10 protein-coding genes are annotated in these 16805 nt (G+C 63.6%); 7 read left to right on the forward strand and 3 right to left on the reverse strand.

Features of this window, described 5'->3' with window-relative positions; all coding sequences use genetic code 11:
- Positions 1 to 14: 14 nt before the first annotated feature.
- Positions 15 to 1304 (reverse strand): isocitrate lyase, encoded by a 1290-nt coding sequence (gene aceA, locus AC0NIL_RS12475; protein WP_275953972.1) that lies wholly within the window; start codon positions 1302 to 1304, stop codon positions 15 to 17.
- 228 nt (positions 1305 to 1532) lie between these two features.
- Here aceA and AC0NIL_RS12480 point away from each other — a divergent pair, with 228 nt between their 5' ends.
- The 6 genes from AC0NIL_RS12480 to AC0NIL_RS12505 all read left to right on the forward strand — a co-directional run bounded on the left by AC0NIL_RS12480 (position 1533) and on the right by AC0NIL_RS12505 (position 8545).
- Complete coding sequence (locus AC0NIL_RS12480; RefSeq protein ID WP_275953971.1) at positions 1533 to 2975, forward strand: helix-turn-helix domain-containing protein; 1443 nt, start codon at positions 1533 to 1535, stop codon at positions 2973 to 2975.
- Between the two features lie 150 nt (positions 2976 to 3125).
- The gene (locus AC0NIL_RS12485; RefSeq protein WP_013530247.1) at positions 3126 to 4076 is read left to right on the forward strand and encodes a DMT family transporter; all 951 of its coding nucleotides are present in this window, start codon (positions 3126 to 3128) and stop codon (positions 4074 to 4076) included.
- Positions 4077 to 4416: 340 nt separating this feature from the next.
- Positions 4417 to 5514 carry a polyamine ABC transporter substrate-binding protein gene (locus tag AC0NIL_RS12490; protein ID WP_013530248.1) on the forward strand — a complete coding sequence of 366 codons (1098 nt, stop codon included), beginning with the start codon at positions 4417 to 4419 and terminating at the stop codon, positions 5512 to 5514.
- An 84-nt stretch (positions 5515 to 5598) separates the two neighbouring features.
- Entirely contained in the window at positions 5599 to 6738 is a 1140-nt protein-coding gene (locus tag AC0NIL_RS12495; protein ID WP_013530249.1) for an ABC transporter ATP-binding protein, read from the forward strand.
- Positions 6739 to 6747: 9 nt separating this feature from the next.
- Entirely contained in the window at positions 6748 to 7722 is a 975-nt protein-coding gene (locus tag AC0NIL_RS12500; protein WP_063170075.1) for an ABC transporter permease subunit, read from the forward strand.
- A 4-nt stretch (positions 7723 to 7726) separates the two neighbouring features.
- On the forward strand, positions 7727 to 8545 hold the full coding sequence (locus tag AC0NIL_RS12505) for an ABC transporter permease (RefSeq protein ID WP_013530251.1): 819 nt from the start codon (positions 7727 to 7729) through the stop codon (positions 8543 to 8545).
- Positions 8546 to 8568: 23 nt separating this feature from the next.
- On the opposite strand, the gene AC0NIL_RS12510 is transcribed toward AC0NIL_RS12505, so the two are convergent.
- On the reverse strand, positions 8569 to 10422 hold the full coding sequence (locus AC0NIL_RS12510) for an AsmA family protein (protein WP_275953969.1): 1854 nt from the start codon (positions 10420 to 10422) through the stop codon (positions 8569 to 8571).
- Positions 10423 to 10675: 253 nt separating this feature from the next.
- Here AC0NIL_RS12510 and AC0NIL_RS12515 point away from each other — a divergent pair, with 253 nt between their 5' ends.
- Complete coding sequence (locus AC0NIL_RS12515) at positions 10676 to 12634, forward strand: acetoacetate--CoA ligase (protein ID WP_275953968.1); 1959 nt, start codon at positions 10676 to 10678, stop codon at positions 12632 to 12634.
- Positions 12635 to 12959: 325 nt separating this feature from the next.
- Here AC0NIL_RS12515 and AC0NIL_RS12520 read toward each other — a convergent pair whose 3' ends face one another.
- Positions 12960 to 16742 carry a PAS domain S-box protein gene (locus AC0NIL_RS12520; RefSeq protein WP_473572460.1) on the reverse strand — a complete coding sequence of 1261 codons (3783 nt, stop codon included), beginning with the start codon at positions 16740 to 16742 and terminating at the stop codon, positions 12960 to 12962.
- Between the last annotated feature and the right edge of the window lie 63 nt (positions 16743 to 16805).

The raw sequence follows: 16805 nt of genomic DNA on the forward strand, positions 1-16805 counted from the left end.
AGTTCTTCTGTTCGCTATTCGGCGGCCGGTTTGAACTGCGCGTGCTCCGTCGATTCATGCATGGCGGTGGTCGACGACTGGCCGCCGGTGATCGCCATCGACACGGCGTCGAAATAGCCGGTGCCGACCTCGCGCTGATGCTTGGTCGCGGTGTAGCCATCGGCCTCGGCCGCGAACTCCGCTTCCTGCAACTCGGAATAGGCCGCCATCTGCCGCGCCTTGTAGCCGCGCGCCAGTTCGAACATGCCGTAGTTGAGCTGGTGGAAGCCGGCGAGCGTGATGAACTGGAACTTGTAGCCCATGGCGCCGAGCTCCTTCTGGAACTTGGCGATCGTCGCGTCGTCGAGGTTCTTCTTCCAGTTGAACGACGGCGAGCAATTGTAGGCGAGCAGCTTGTCGGGATGATGCTTGCGCACGCCGTCGGCGAATTTCCTGGCCTGTGCCAGGTCCGGCTTCGAGGTCTCGCACCAGATCAGATCCGCGTAAGGCGCATAGGCGATGGCGCGGGCAATGCAGGGCTCGATGCCGTTCCTGACATGATAGAAACCCTCAACCGTGCGCCCGGCGTCGTGGTCGACGAAAGGCTGGTCGCGCTCGTCGATGTCGGAGGTGAGCAGCTTGGCGGCTTCCGCATCGGTGCGCGCGACGACCAGGGTCGGCGTGCCCATCACGTCCGCCGCCAGGCGCGCGGCGTTGAGGTTGCGGATGTGCGCCGCAGTCGGGATCAGCACCTTGCCGCCGAGATGGCCGCATTTCTTTTCCGACGCCAACTGGTCCTCATAGTGGACGCCGGCGGCGCCCGCCTCGATGAAGGCCTTCATGATTTCGAAGGCGTTGAGCGGCCCGCCGAAGCCAGCTTCGGCGTCGGCAACGATCGGCGCGAACCAGGTTTCGACCGAAAGCCCATTGCCTTCGGAGGTCTCGATCTGGTCGGCGCGCTGCAGCGTCCGGTTGATGCGCTTGACCAGTTCAGGCGCCGCATTGGCCGGGTAGAGCGACTGATCCGGATACATCGCGCCAGCCGTGTTGGCGTCGGCGGCAACCTGCCAGCCCGACAGGTAGATCGCCTTCAGCCCGGCGCGCACCTGCTGCATCGCCTGATTGCCGGACATGGCGCCGAGCGCGTTGACGAAGTCCTCCTCGTGGATGAGCTTCCACAGCCGATTGGCGCCCATTTCGGCAAGGCTCTGGCGGATCTGCACCGAACCGCGCAGACGCTTCACATCCGCCGCCGAGTAGGGTCGTTCGATACCGTCGAAGCGACCTTCCGGCGCCGATGGGACGAGGTTGTAAAAATCAGTCATTGGTCACTCCGAGGAATTGCTGATCTGTGTCAAGGCGTCAATCATTTGGGGGTAGTTGGGTATGACTGGATTTACATTTCTGCGCGAAATCAGCCACAAAAATCAGGTAAACTGAGAGGATATAAGAGAAAACCTGTGTTGCGTTTGACAGAAGTGCGTTGTAAATTTGTCATTATTGTAAAAGGCCCGTGCCCAGGAATTCGTGTAAATTGCTGTAAAGGACAGTCCATGGCTGACCAGAAGATCTTCGCCGGGCCGCGCATCCGCCGCATTCGCAACGCCAAGGGCCTGACCCAGACGGCGATGGCCGAGGGTCTCGGCATTTCGCCGTCCTACCTCAATCTGATCGAGCGCAACCAGCGGCCGCTGACGGTGCAGCTGATCCTCAGGCTGGCCTCCGTCTACAAGGTCGATCCACACGAGCTGCAGGGCGAGGCGAGGGGATCTGTCGCTGCCTTGAAGGAAGTGTTCACCGATCCCCTGCTGGTCGGCGAGTTGCCGGGTGATCAGGAACTGATCGAGCTTGCCGAGGCGGCGCCCAATGCGTCCGCGGCCGTGATAAAGCTGTTCCGCGCCTATCGCGAGCAGGCCGAGCGCCTGTCCGACCTCAACGAATTGCTGGCAGGCGAGGGTCGGGCGACGGCGCTCTCCGGCGCCCGCCTGCCGATCGACGAGGTGCACGAGATTTTCGAGCGCCGGCCGAACCATTTTGCTGCCCTCGAGGAGGAGGCCGCGGCGTTCACCTCGGTGCTCGATCCCGGCGACGATCTGTTCGGCGCGCTGAAGGCCTGGCTGAAGCGCGAATATGGCATCGTGGTCAAGGTGCTGCCGGTCGCGACCATGCCGAACTGGCGCCGCCGTTATGATCGCCATTCGCAGCGCCTGTTCCTGTCCGAACGCCTGTCGCCGTTCGACCAGTTGCGCGAAGTCGCGATGGAGGCCTGCCTGATCCGCATGACGGTCGCGGTCGCCGGCGAGATCCAGGCGCTCAAGCTGAGCACCGACGAGGCGCGCCGCCTGGCCCGCTTCGAACTTGGCCGTTATGCGGCGCATGCGCTGATGATGCCCTATCAGGCCTTTCACGCGGCTGCCGTGCGCGCCCGCTATGACATCGATGTCCTGCGTTCGCGCTTCGGGGTCTCCTTCGAACAGGCGGCCAACCGGCTGACCATGCTGCAGCGGCAGGGTGCCTCGGGCGTGCCGTTTTTCATGCTGGAGGTCGACAATGCCGGCAACCGCTTCCGCAAGGCCGGCAGCCAGGGCTTTCCTCAAAGCCGCTTTGGCGGCGGCTGTCCCAAGCTGCCCGTGCATGTCGCCTTCACCCAGCCCGGCCAGGTCTTCGTCGAGGCAGTGGAAATGCCCGACGGCGCCGAGTTCCTGTGCATCGCCCGCACGCTGGAAGGGCCGCAAGGCGCATTCTCGGAACGCCCGCGCCGCACCGCGCTGCTGCTCGGTTGCGACATCGGCTTTCGTGACGATATCGTCTATGGCGCGGCATTGCCCGGTGCGGCAATCACCGCAAAGGCCGGCACCGTCGCGGCGACGCCGGTCGGGCCTGCTTGCCGGCTTTGCGAACGCGTCGGCTGCCTGGCGCGGGCAGAACCGCCGGTGACGCGCCCGCTCGGCCTCGACGAGATGGTGACGGGCCTGAGTGCTTTCGATTTTCAGTGACGCCGTGTTCTTCTGAAATGGAGCAAGGTGCCACAATTGTCGGCGGCCGCTGGCTCAGTTCCGGCCTGCGCCTTTGCGTTACGCCAACAGAGCATCTTTTTGTCGTCCCTTGCGCATCGTCCCGTCCACAAGAGCCCGACAGTGGCAGCCATGATCGATACCGCATCGCCGATCGTCGCATCGCCAGCCGTCTCGCCGCGCGAGGAGCGCGTCGGCATGCTTTTGGTCTTCCTGTCGGCGCTGATGTGGAGTTTCGGCGGCGCCATCGCCCGCTTCATCACTGTCGGTGACAGCTGGACGGTCATTTTCTGGCGATCCGTGTGGGCGGCCGCCTTCCTGGTCTGCTTCATGGTTTGGCGTGACGGCTGGCGTGGCATGCTGAAGCTGTTCCGTGACATGGGGTTGCCCGGCCTTGCCGTCGGGATCTGCTTTGCCACGGCATCGACCGCCTTCGTCGTGGCGCTCGCCTACACCACCGTCGCTAACATCCTTTTGATGCAGGCAGGCGTGCCGTTGCTGGCGGCGCTGTTTGCCTGGGCATTGTTTCGCGAAAGGGTTGGTGTCGCGACCTGGGTGGCAATCGCCGCCGTCATCACCGGCGTCGCCATCATGGTGTCGGAATCGCTCGATGGCGCCGTCTCGCCCATAGGCGATGGGCTGGCGCTGTTGATCGCGGTCATGTTTTCGGTCGCCACCGTCATCACCCGGCGGTTCTCCGGCGTGCGCATGACGCCGGCGACGTGCCTCGGCACCATGCTCGCGGCCGGCTTTGCCGTCTCGCAGGCATCGACCCTCGCCGTATCTGTCAGTGACATGGGCTTTCTGTTTGCCTTCGGCGTGGTCAATCTCGGCCTCGGCCTGGCCTTCTTCGCCACCGGCGCGCGACTGATCCCGGCGGCCATCGCGGCGCTGCTCGGCACGTTCGAGCCGATCCTCGGCCCGATATGGGTCTGGCTCATTCATTCCGAGGTGCCGTCGGGGCGCACCATCATCGGCGGCGCGGTTGTGGTCACGGCGCTGCTCGTCCATATCGGGCTCGAATTCAAGCGCCAGGCAAGGCCCGAACGCGCAGGGGTCACCGGGGTGCCGTCACCTAATTGAAGCGGCCTGCAGCTTTGCCATTGACAACGTCGCTGCGGCACGGGCAGGCTGGGAATACGGCAACAACAAGACAGGCGTATCTTGCCAAGTCTCCCAGCCGGTCCGATCGGGACCGGACCATATCGTCGTATCTCTGCCCGCGCCATGGCGAAAGCCTCTGACGGTATTGGCACGCCTCCCAGGCCGCCTCAGGGGCATCCAGCCATCTCATCGAACCGCCTGCATGGTCTCGGCAGTTCGCGCTTGTCGCCCCTTGGAAAGCTCAATAGTCTGAAGAAAATGCCGGTCGCGCTGATGTCGCGACGAGCCGGTGAAGGAACACTCATCAAAGGAGAATAGCATGATCCGCAAAGCGCTCTGGCTTTCGGCAACGTCGGCATTCCTGACATTTTTCACCGTCGGCGGTCACGCTGAAGATCGTGTCGTCAACGTCTTCAACTGGTCGGACTACATCGACAGTTCGATCATCGACGATTTCACCAAGGAAACCGGCATCAAGGTCGTCTATGATACCTTCGATTCCAACGAAATCCTTGAGACCAAGCTGCTTGCCGGCGGCAGCGGCTATGACGTCGTCGTGCCCAGCGGCAATTTCCTTGCGCGCCAGATCCAGGCCGGCGTGTTCCAGAAGCTCGACAAGTCGAAGCTGCCCAACATTTCCAACATGTGGGATACGGTTTCGGAACGCACGGCCAAGTACGACCCCGGCAACGAATACTCGGTCAACTACATGTGGGGCACGGTTGGCATCGGCTACAACATCAAGAAGGTGCAGGCGGCGCTCGGCACCGACAAGATCGACAGCTGGGATGTCTTCTTCAATCCCGACAGCCTGGCCAAACTGAAGGACTGCGGCGTCTACGTGCTGGACTCGCCGGCCGACATCATTCCGGCTGCACTGAAATATCTCGGCCTCGACCCGAACAGCACATCGCCCGACGATATCGCCAAGGCCGAGGAGACCTTGCTCAAGGTCCGACCTTATATCAGGAAGTTCCATTCCTCCGAATACATCAACGCGCTCGCCAACGGCGATATCTGCCTGGCCGTCGGCTGGTCGGGTGACGTGTTCCAGGCCCGCAACCGCGCGGTCGAGGCCAAGCAGGGCGTCGAGATCGGCTATTCCGTGCCGAAGGAGGGTGCGCAGATGTGGTTCGACCAGATGGCGATCCCTGCCGACGCGCCGCATGTCGCAGAGGCGCTCGAGTTCATCAACTACATGATGAAGCCGGAAGTTATCGCCAAGTCGTCGAACTACGTGCTCTACGCAAACGGCAACAAGGCTTCGCAGCAATTCGTCGACAAGGCACTGTTGGAGGATCCTTCGGTTTATCCCGATGCCGAGACCATAAAGAAGCTCTACACCGTCTCGCCGTACGATCCCAAGACACAGCGCGTCATCACGCGCACCTGGACCAAGATCGTCACCGGCCAGTAAGCAATCCGACACGGTCCCGGCAGTCACCTGCCGGGACCGTTTTTACCTGGGGCAAGAAGCAAGAAAATCAGGACGGAGTGGGACATGAAATCGCTTGGCAGCATCCGCAGGGATTTTGCACCGTGGAACGACCCGAACGCCAAGCCGTACATCCAGTTCGACAACGTCACCAAGAAGTTCGGTGACTTCACCGCCGTCAACAATCTGTCTCTGACCATCTTCGAGCGCGAGTTCTTCGCGCTGCTCGGTGCTTCCGGTTGTGGAAAGTCGACGCTGCTCAGGATGCTCGCCGGCTTCGAGGAGCCGACAGCCGGCCGCATTCTGCTCGATGGCCAGGATCTGCGCGGCATCCCGCCCTACCGGCGGCCGGTCAACATGATGTTCCAGTCCTATGCGCTGTTCCCGCATATGACGGTCGAGAACAACATCGCCTTCGGCCTCAAGCAGGACGGCATGCCGAAGCCCGAAATCGCATCGCGCGTCGCCGAGATGCTGAAGCTGGTCAAGCTCGAGCAGTTCGCCAAGCGCAAGCCGCATCAACTGTCCGGCGGCCAGCGCCAGCGCGTCGCGCTCGCCCGCTCGGTCGCCAAGCGGCCCAAGGTGCTGCTGCTCGACGAGCCGCTCGGCGCGTTGGACAAGAAGCTGCGCGAAGAGACGCAGTTCGAACTGATGGACCTGCAGCAGAATCTCGGCCTGACCTTCGTCGTCGTCACCCACGACCAGGAAGAGGCGATGACCATGGCCGATCGCATCGCCATCATCGACAAGGGCGAGGTGATGCAGGTGGCAACGCCGGCCGAAGTTTACGAGGCGCCGGGATCGCGTTTCGTCGCTGGCTTCGTCGGCAACGTGAATATGTTCGAGGGCAAGATCGCGCGTGGCGAGGCGGGCAGCGCCAGCATAGACGCCGGCAACGGCATCACCATCCGCACCGACAATGCCGGCACCGCCGGGGCTGGGACGGCCGTCACCTTCGCCATCAGGCCCGAAAAGATCAAGGTGTCGTCGAAGAAGCCGGCCGAGGCCGTCAACGCCATCGAGGGCGAGGTCTACGACATCGCCTATCTCGGCGACATGACCGTCTATCATGTCAGGCTGGACGACGGCCAGGTGGTGCGCGCCAGCACCATGAACGCGGCCCGCATCACCGAGGATCCGTTGAGCTGGAACGACCGCGCCTGGGTTTCCTTCCGGCCCGACGCCGGCGTCGTGCTGACGCGGTAGGGGGCGACCATGTCGAGCGCCGCCGTCACCACAGCATCAGCCTCTCCGGCATCCAATGCCGGCAGATCCATCCTTGCCAGGCTGGGTGCTGCCTTCGTTGGCCGACTGGTCATCATCATCCCGTATGTCTGGCTGCTGTTCTTCTTCCTCATTCCGTTCGTCATCGTCTTCAAGATCTCGCTGTCGCAGACGGCGATCGCCATTCCGCCCTATACGCCGGCGCTCGATTTCAGCGGCGGTATCTCAGGGTTCCTGGCTCAGCTGAAACAGCTCAGCCTCGACAACTACACCTGGCTGACGCAGGACGCGCTCTACTTCAACGCCTATGTGACCAGCGTCATCATCGCCGCGGTCTCGACGGTCCTGACATTGCTCGTCGGCTACCCCATCGCCTACGGCATGGCGCGCGCGCCGGCGACGATCCGCCCGACCTTGCTGATGCTGGTCATCCTGCCGTTCTGGACCTCGTTCCTGATCCGCGTCTACGCCTGGATCGGCATTCTCAAGCCCGAAGGGCTGCTCAATCAGCTGCTGCTCGCCACCGGCATCATCCACCAGCCGCTGATCATCCTCAACACCTATACGGCGATTTTCATCGGCATCGTCTATTCCTACCTGCCGTTCATGGTGCTGCCGCTCTATTCCGCGCTCGAGAAGATGGACTATTCGCTGATCGAGGCGGCCAAGGATCTCGGTTGCCCGCCGACCAGTGCGTTCTGGAAAATCACCTTCCCGCTGTCGCTGCCCGGCGTCATCGCCGGTTGTCTGCTGGTGTTCATTCCGGCCGTCGGCGAATTCGTCATTCCCGATCTGCTCGGCGGATCGCAGACGCTGATGATCGGCAAGACGTTGTGGAACGAGTTCTTCGCCAATCGCGACTGGCCGGTATCGTCGGCCGTGGCCGTCATCCTGCTGTTGCTGCTGATCGTGCCGATCATGCTCTTCCAGCGGGCTCAGGCGCGCGCTCAGGAAATGGACAGGTGACCTCATGAACGCCACCTGGAGCCGCTTCAACATCACCTCGATCGTGCTTGGCTTTGCCTTTCTCTACCTGCCGATCGTGCTGCTCATCGTCTTCTCGTTCAACGAATCGAAACTGGTCACGGTCTGGGGCGGTTTCTCGACCAAATGGTACGTCTCGCTATTCCACAACCAGGGTCTCATGGACGCGACCTGGGTGACGGCGCGTGTTGGCCTGATCTCGGCCACGGTTGCGACGGTGCTGGGCACCCTGGCGGCACTCACCTTGACCCGCTACACGCGCTTCAAGGGCAGGGTGCTGTTTTCCGGCATGGTCTTTGCGCCGCTGGTCATGCCGGAAGTCATCACCGGCCTGTCGCTGCTGCTGCTCTTCGTCGCCGTCGGGCTCGACCGCGGCTTCCTCACCGTGACGCTCGCCCACATCACGCTGACCATGTGCTTCGTCGCCGTGGTCGTGCAGTCGCGGCTCATGACTTTCGACCGCTCGCTGGAAGAAGCCGCGATGGATCTTGGCGCAACGCCGGTGAAGACCTTCTTCCAGATCACATTGCCGGTCATCATGCCGGCGATCGTCTCCGGCTGGATGCTGGCTTTCACCCTTTCGCTCGACGATCTGGTCATTGCCAGCTTCACCTCGGGGCCGGGCGCGACGACGCTGCCGATGAAGATCTACAGCCAGGTTCGCCTCGGCGTGACGCCGGAAATCAACGCCGCCTGCACCATCCTGATCGCCGTCGTGGCGATCGGCGTCATCATCGCCTCGCTTGCCAACAAGCGGCGTGAGGTGCAGCGCCAGCTCGACGAGCAGGCCGCGCAGCGCGGGTGAAAGATAGGAGGCGCGGTGGCGGCCTATTCCCCGGAAACGCCGCGGCTGATCGGGGAAATGAACGGCGTGCTCCAGGTTCCGCCGACGAAGAACGACGACTGGTTGGGGCCTTGCTGGCCGTTGGCCTGCGTTGCCGCCTGATCCGGCTGAATGACGCCGCCGGACAAGGCCAGTCCGCGCCCGGCGTAGGACGCGATGCCGGACAGCCAGATCTTGTACTTCGCTGAATTGGCCTCGGCCTTGTCGATTCGCGCCACGCCCTTCGAAATGGTTGCCTTGATCTCGGCACCGTCGATCGGCAACGTTCCGTCGGAGACATCGTCGAGCGCGAAGAAGCCGCCCTGTTCGGTATGTTTGAGGAAGGCCGGCAGGTTGAGCTTGCTCAACGCACCCGGCCCGAAGGTCGCCGAGACCGAGCCGTCGGCATTGTCGAAGATGGAATCCCAGGTTCTGCCCGGCCCCTTGAGGATCACCGAGACGGTGCCCGTGCCGACCGGCACCAGCCGCGTCATCCCCGCCGCCGTGCCGAAAGCACCGCCGTCGATGTCGGACGCCAGAAGGCGGATTTCGACCTGCGAGCCTTCCGGCTTGCGATCGAAGCGAAGGCTGGTCTGGATGTTGCCGCCGAAGGCCGAGGCATCGGAGATGTCGAAGACGGACAGACCATCCTTGACCTGTGCGGTGGCGGCGACGTCGGCGAGCTGGATCGGCCCCGCCGTGGCGTGCGCCGCCGACAGCCTGAGATCGAGATTGATCTTGTCGGCGAAACTTGTGTCGATTTCGCCAGGCCCCGCTCCTCCGGTCGGCACCAGCGGGGTGAAGGCCGACAGAAACGATCTGAGGTCGAGCGTGTCGAAGGCGAGCGTGCCGGAGATCACAGGTTGTGCTTCACCAAGCGAGAGGTCCAGCGCACCCATCCCCGGATTGTTGTCGAGTGCAATCGCCGTGTTGTCGAACTTGACGCGCCCGCCGGTCGCGGTGATCTTGCTCGAAATGCTGACCGAGCCGATCGCCGCACCCGGAGCGATGCCGGCCTGCGACCATTCCAGGACACGCCGCAGCGAGGGTGCCGAGAACTTCGCTTGACCGTCGAAATAGGTATTTTCAGACATGCTGGCCGTGCCGTCGAACGAGAAGGTGGCGGGCGCCGCCTTGAAGGACAGTGTCAGCGGCGCCGTGCCGCCGGCAAACAGCACAAGCGGTTTGGCCGAGGCGACGTCCAGCGCGACGCTTTCGCCCCGCCAGATGCCGGTTGCCGACAGCGTCGCATTGCTGTTCATCGCCGCCCAATTTGCCTGACCGTTCAAACTGCTCAGGATCTCGACGTCCTTGCCGCCGATGGAGGCTACCACGCGGCCGTCACGAAACTCGACCGTGCCGAAGGTGTCGGTAGGCAGCTTGTCGAGGTCCGGTTTGGCGGGGTCGGCGTTGACCAGGCCGCGCGCCGTGTCGATGGAGCGCGTGATGCGCCCGCCGGTCGGGACAGCAGGCAGGAAAAGGCCGGCAGGCGTGCGCTGGACCCGGATCGTCGGCCGCACCAGCCGCGCCGTCGAAAACACCACGTCGCCGCGCAAGGCCGCCATGGCGGAAAGGTCGACCTCGACCCGTTCTGCCTCGACCACCGGCGGCGCCTCGGTGTCGGTCCATTGTGACAGCGTCACATCGGTCAGGATGGCGCGGAATGTCGGCCAGACCTCGATACGCGGCGAACCGTCGATGGCGACACGGAAGCCGCTCCACGCACTCATTTCCCAGGCGATGCGGTCGCGCACGATACGGGTGGAGGCAATCAGCGGCAGGGCGGCAACGACCAGCGCGACGACGATCACGGCAGCGCCGATCGCCCATATTCCGCGCCGGATCATAGATGATGGCATATGGCCCCGTATGCTTCCATTCCGACAATCGCCCGACGGGTGTAACCCCGGTCGTCACCACGGCCCCGGTCGTCACCAGGACTTCCGGCCGTCACTACGACTTCAAGTTGTCACTACGACTTAGGGCTGAGGCATTTCAAGTCTTTATGGCCCGGCGATGGCATTTGCGCACATCTGGTCGCATCAGCCGAACAAAATCTTGCTCTGCTGCGCTGCGATATGCATAAGCGATGGCGACCGTGGAGGAACGATCATGGCTGCCGAACAACCGCTCTGGACACCGACGCAAGACCAGATTGACGCAGCACCCTTGACCGCCTTCACCAAGGCCGCCGGAGTCAAAGCCGGCGTAGCGTTTTCCTCGTATTCGCAGCTTCACGCCTGGTCGGTCGAGGACCGTGAAGGGTTCTGGAGCCTGGTCTGGGATTTCTGCGGCATCGTCGGCGACAAGGGCGACAAGCTGCTCGTCGACGGCGACAAGATGCCCGGCGCTTCTTTCTTTCCCGATGCGACACTGAATTTCGCCGGGAATCTGCTGAAGAAGACCGGCTCAGGCGACGCAATCGTGTTTCGCGGCGAAGACAAGGTCGAGCGCCGGCTGTCCTGGAACGAGTTGCATGCGCTGACCTCGCGGCTGCAGCAGCTTTTCCTGTCGCTCAAGGTGAAGAAGGGCGACCGCATTGCCGCCATGATGCCCAACATGCCGGAGACCGTCGCCGCCATGCTGGCAGCCGCCTCGATCGGCGCCGTCTGGTCGTCCTGCTCTCCCGATTTCGGCGAGCAGGGCGTGCTCGACAGGTTCGGCCAGATCGAGCCCGTCGTCTTCATCGCGCCGGATGGCTATTGGTACAATGGCAAGGCGATCGAAGTCGCCGACAAGATCGCCGCGGTCGCGGCCAAGCTCGGCACTGTCCACAAGATCCTGGTCGTCGACTATCTCGGCACATCGAGCGATGTTGCCGGGACTATCGACAAGGCGGTAGCGCTGGAAGAGGCGCTGTCGCCCTTCGCCGACAAGCCCGTCGCCTTCGAGCCGCTGCCGTTTTCGCATCCGCTTTACATCCTGTTTTCGTCGGGAACGACCGGCATTCCCAAATGCATCGTCCATTCGGCCGGCGGCACGCTGATCCAGCATGTCAAGGAACACCGGCTGCATGCCGGTCTCACCGACGGCGACCGATTTTTCTACTTCACCACCTGCGGCTGGATGATGTGGAACTGGCTGGTGTCGGGGCTCGCTTCGGGCGCCACGCTGCTGCTCTATGACGGCTCGCCCTTCTATCCCGACGGCAATGCGCTGTTCGATTTCGCCGATGCCGAGAAGATGACTTTCCTCGGCACCTCGGCCAAGTTCATCGATTCCGTGCGCAAGGCCGGCCTCAAGCCGATCCGCACGCATGATCTGTCCACTGTGCGGGCAATCTCCTCCACCGGCTCGCCGCTGTCGCCGGAAGATTTCCGCTTCGTCTATGACGGCATCAAGAAGGACGTACATCTGGCCTCGGTCTCCGGCGGCACCGACATCGTCTCCTGCTTCGTGCTCGGCGTGCCGACGCAGCCGGTCTGGACCGGCGAGATCCAGGGACCCGGCCTCGGCCTGGCCGTCGATGTCTGGGACGACGACGGCAGGCCGGTCCGACAGGAGAAGGGCGAGTTGGTCTGCGCAAAAGCCTTTCCGGCGATGCCGATCGGCTTCTGGAACGACCCCGACGGCAAGAAGTACCGGGCGGCCTATTTCGAGCGCTTCGACAATGTCTGGTGTCATGGCGATTTCGCCGAATGGACCGAGCATGGCGGCCTCATCATCCATGGCCGCTCCGACGCCACGCTCAACCCGGGCGGGGTGAGGATCGGCACGGCGGAGATCTACAATCAGGTCGAGCAGATGCCTGAGATCCTGGAAGCATTGTGCATCGGACAGGACTTCGACAACGACGTGCGCGTCATCCTGTTCGTGCGCCTGGCCGCCGGCGTGCAGCTCGACGAGGATCTGGAAAAACGCATACGGGCAAAAATCCGTAGCGGCGCGAGCCCGCGTCACGTGCCGGCAAGGATCGTCGCCGTCACCGACATCCCACGCACCAAGTCGGGCAAGATCACCGAGCTTGCGGTGCGCGACGTGGTGCATGGCCGCGCCATCAAGAACAAGGAGGCGCTCGCCAATCCAGAGGCGCTTGAGCTGTTCAAGAACCTGCCGCAATTGGCCGAGTAGCTGCTAATGCATGTCGCTCAAAAGTGGCCCGGTTTTGAGACAACGACATGCATGAAAAAAGACGTTCCGGCATGGTTAACGAAATATCTCGCTAGAATTTACCTAGATTTCATGAGTGGTACACATTCGTAAATTTTCCGGCGCCCCGGTAAGGAGTTGTTAAGGTCCGGCGTCGATAGTCGCAGGTAACTTGAGGGAGAAATCCCGTTCCTCAGCCCCGAGGATCCGAATTCGCTCAAGCCCCCGTTGTGACAGCAATCCCATCTCTTAAGGCGCCTTTGGGCGCCTTTTTCTTTTTATCGGGATCGAAGCGTGGAGGGCTGATCTATTCCGCGAGCACACGGGTCGATGGAAAAGCGACCTCGACCAAGGTGCCTTCGCCCGGGGTCGAATTGATGGTGAACCGGGCACGGTTGGCTTCCACCATCGCTTTGGTCAAAGGCAGTCCAAGCCCGGTGCCGTCGCCGCGTCCGCGCTTCAGCGCGTTGATCTGCTTGAACGGCTTCAGCGCCTGCTCGATCTCGGCATGGCTCATGCCGATGCCGGTGTCGCGCACCCGCATGACGACGTCGCCCGACGTCTCATAGGCGGTCGAGACGATCACCTGGCCGCCGGCCTGGGTGTAGCGGATGGCATTCGACAGGATGTTGAGCGCGATCTGGCGCACGCTGCGCAGGTCCGCCACCACTTCCGGCAGCCGCGAAGCGAAGCTGGAGCGGATGATGACCCGTTCGCGGTTGGCCTGCGGCTGCATCATCGCCACCGTCTCGGCCAGCGTGTCGTTGAGCGACACCGCCTCATAGGCCATCTCCTGCTGGCCAGCCTCGATCTTGGAGATGTCGAGCAGGTCGTTGACCAGGTCGAGCACATGATTGCCCGAGCGGTTGATGTCGCGCAGATAGTCGCGGTAGCGGTCGTTGGCGACAGGTCCGAACTTCTCGTCGACCATCAGTTCGGAAAAGCCGATGATGGCGTTGAGCGGGGTGCGGATCTCGTGGCTGATGCGGGCGAGGAAATCGGTCTTCTGCGAGGACGCGCGCTCGGCCACCGCACGTGCCTGCGTCAAGTCCTCTTCGGCCCGCTTCCACTGCGTGATATCGCGAACGACGGCGCAGAAGCCGCTGTCGTTGGGCAGCCGGCCGATGGTCATGAACAGCGGAATGAAGCGGCCTTGCGATTCGCGACCGATCACCTCACGGCCGTCGTTCATGACACTCGCCACGCCGGGCTCGGACAGTCCGTTGAGATAGTCGCGTGCCGCGCGCTGACTTTCGATGGCAAACAGCGAGGCGAACGGCTTGCCGGTCACATCGTCGCTGTCGAAGCCGAACAGTGCTTCGGCCGGCCGGCTGATCGATCGGATGGTGCCGTCACGGCCGATCAGCACGACGCCGTCGGTGGCGGTGTCGATAATGGTGCGCATCTCGGCGATGCGCGCCTTGAGCTCGGAAATATCCGGCTGCGTCTGCTCGTCGCCAACCACATGCAGGCTCGCCGGCGCATCATCCTCGCCGGAGCGTCGCACGACCAGCATCAGCGCCTTGCCGTCGCGCCAGGGGACAGAGCGCAAAATGGCCTCGATCGGGAATTCCTGTCCATCACGCGTCTTCAACCGCAGCGCGCGATCGGTGCCGTCGGAAACGCCGTCGTCGGCATAGGGGTCGGCAAACAACGCGCCGAGGCCGCCGGCATCCGCCAGATCGTCGAGCGCCTCGTAGCCGGTCAGGCTGAGGAATTCCTCGTTCGCATAGTGCAACTGGTCTCCGGAATGGATGAGCAGCGGCACGGGCAGCTTACCGAGCAGCGACGTGTCCGGGGCCTTGTGTTCATCTCCCGCGGAAAACGCCGACGGCACGAACCCTTCGGCCTTGAGCGGCGGAACCTGCAGGCGAGGGCGCTCGACGCGTATTTCCGCAGCGTCGCCTGCATTGACGGCTTGCTCGGCAACCGCCTGCTCGTCAGGCGATGCGGCTTCCTCGTCGGGCTGCGCCCAATCCTCGCTGTCTTCGGCATCGCGAAAATCTGCTGACGTCATGCTGTCGTCATCGAGGACGTCATGTGTCGCGTCAGTGGCTTCAGGCTCTTCGCCGGGCGAAACCGCAGCGGTGTTTTCTGGTTCCGCCGCCACGGGGCCACGTTCGTCATCTTGGCCGGCATAGTCCAGCAACGAGCCCGTCACATTCATCCCAGGGGGGGCTTCACGAGCCGCTTCGTCCGGGTGACCGTCAAGCCGTGCCAGATCCTGCTCGTCTTCGGCATCGACATCGGTCTCGGATGGCTCGACCGGTTCGTTCTCTGGCCCTGACGCAGGGATGCCGCCGGCGCGCATCGGGTCGTCGGACGCCTTGACCGGAGCCTCGGTCTCCGCTGCCGACGTCTCCGTAGTCTCGGTCTCTGGTGGCTCGACCGGAGCACTCTCCTTCTTCAGCCGCTCGCCGATTTCGCGGAAGGCGCTGCGTTCCAGGGTCGAGAGGCCCTTGTCGTTGGCTGGCTGGCGATGTTCGGCGAGCCGGATCACCTTGTCGGCAAAGCGCCGCTCCTGTTTCGGCACGATGGTCAGCGCCGGCACCTCGCCCTTGAACGGATCCGATGCCTGAGCGTCCTCGGCCCTGGGCTCCTCAGCGTTCGGCTGTTCGGGCGCGGGTTGGATGACTTGCGGTTCCGGCGTTGCCGGCGCCCGGCCATTGGGCACCAGCGCCATGCCGATGGCCTCCGGATCGACGACCGCGTCGCTGGCGCGGGCGACGCCGAAGCCGCGGAAACCCTCGAAGGCGCGGCTGCGCCCATAGACAGGCAGCGCCGCCAGGTCGACGGGTATCTTCAGATCGGTGCCGACGACCGGCCACAGCACGGAGCGTCCGGACCAGGTATCGCGCCGTTCGAGGAGCCCCGATATCTCGCCCGAGGGGTCGAGGCCGAATGTGGCGGCGACATCCCTGAAGCGTCGGCCAATCACGTCGGCCGCCGGCTTGCCGACGATGTCGGCGAATTCCGGCGACAGCGCGCTGAACTTGCCTTCGGCATCCGTGCGCCAGACGAAGCGCACCGGCGCCGCTGCGCGGTCTATCGCCGAGACGGTCGTCGGCGTGGCCGCGGAGGTGGACTGGACTTCCAGGGCCGCCGGCTCTTGAGGCGCTTCAGGTCCGGACGCAGTTGGTCGCGGCGCCTGTTCCCCTCCGTCCTCGCCGGCGTTGAAGTACCAATGGTCGTGTTGCGCCGGTGTGGGCTCTGCTGCCGCCTGATCGCTGTTGGCAGCCGTCGGCGGCTGCCCGATCGCGTCGGTGATCGCATGCGGCTGCGATGCGGCGACGTCCTCGGTCGGCAGTGCGGCGCCTGGTTCCTCGGTCGGCGTCTCGCCACCCTGTTCCGGCTGCGAAGCCGCATCGCCAGCTGGTGCCGCCTCGGCAATGGTTTGCGTGAGGTGTTCGCCCGCAGGGGCTGTGTCGTCGAGCTGGTCCTCGTCGATCACCACCAGCAGATGCCGCTCCTCGGTCAATCTTGCCAGCCCCGCCGGGTAGGAGGCCGTGCCGCCCGGGACAAGGCGCTTGACGATGCGGTCGCTCTCGGCTGCGACGTCGGCAACCAGTGCTGCCAGCGTCTCCGGCAGGATGCCCAGTGCCGAAAATCCTTCCGAGGCCGCCTCGACGTTGCCCCTGGCATCGACAAAGGCGATGAAATGACCATCCTCGGTGAAGCCGCTAATGGCGCGCGCGGCGATTTCGCCGGCACTGCGTGACCCTGTCTGAGCCGCCGGCACTGCCAGCATGATCGCCTTCTCGGCGTCCGGCATGGTCACCGCACTGGCCAGGAAGCCGACGGCGCGGCTGGTCATGCCGGTCGCCAGCCGCACCATGATGGCGCGGTCGCTGCCAATCTCGGGAAATCCGCTGGTCGCCATGATCTGGCGCCTGGCGATCACGGGCAACTGCGCCGAGGCGCCTATGATCGCCTCGATGTCGGGATAACCGAACATCGCGGCTCCTGGCCCATTGGCCCAGATCACCTGCTCCAGATCCGCCGACAGGATCGCGATCGCGTCGCCTGCGGCAAAGCGCTGGCGGACCGCGTCGAGCACGGCGACATCGAGGAAGGAATATTCGGACGGCATGCGCTTGGCGGACCTCACGGAGCGGCGATTTTGCAGTTAACGCTTTGTTAATAAAAGCCGGAG

Source organism: Mesorhizobium sp. WSM1343, assembly GCF_055901535.1.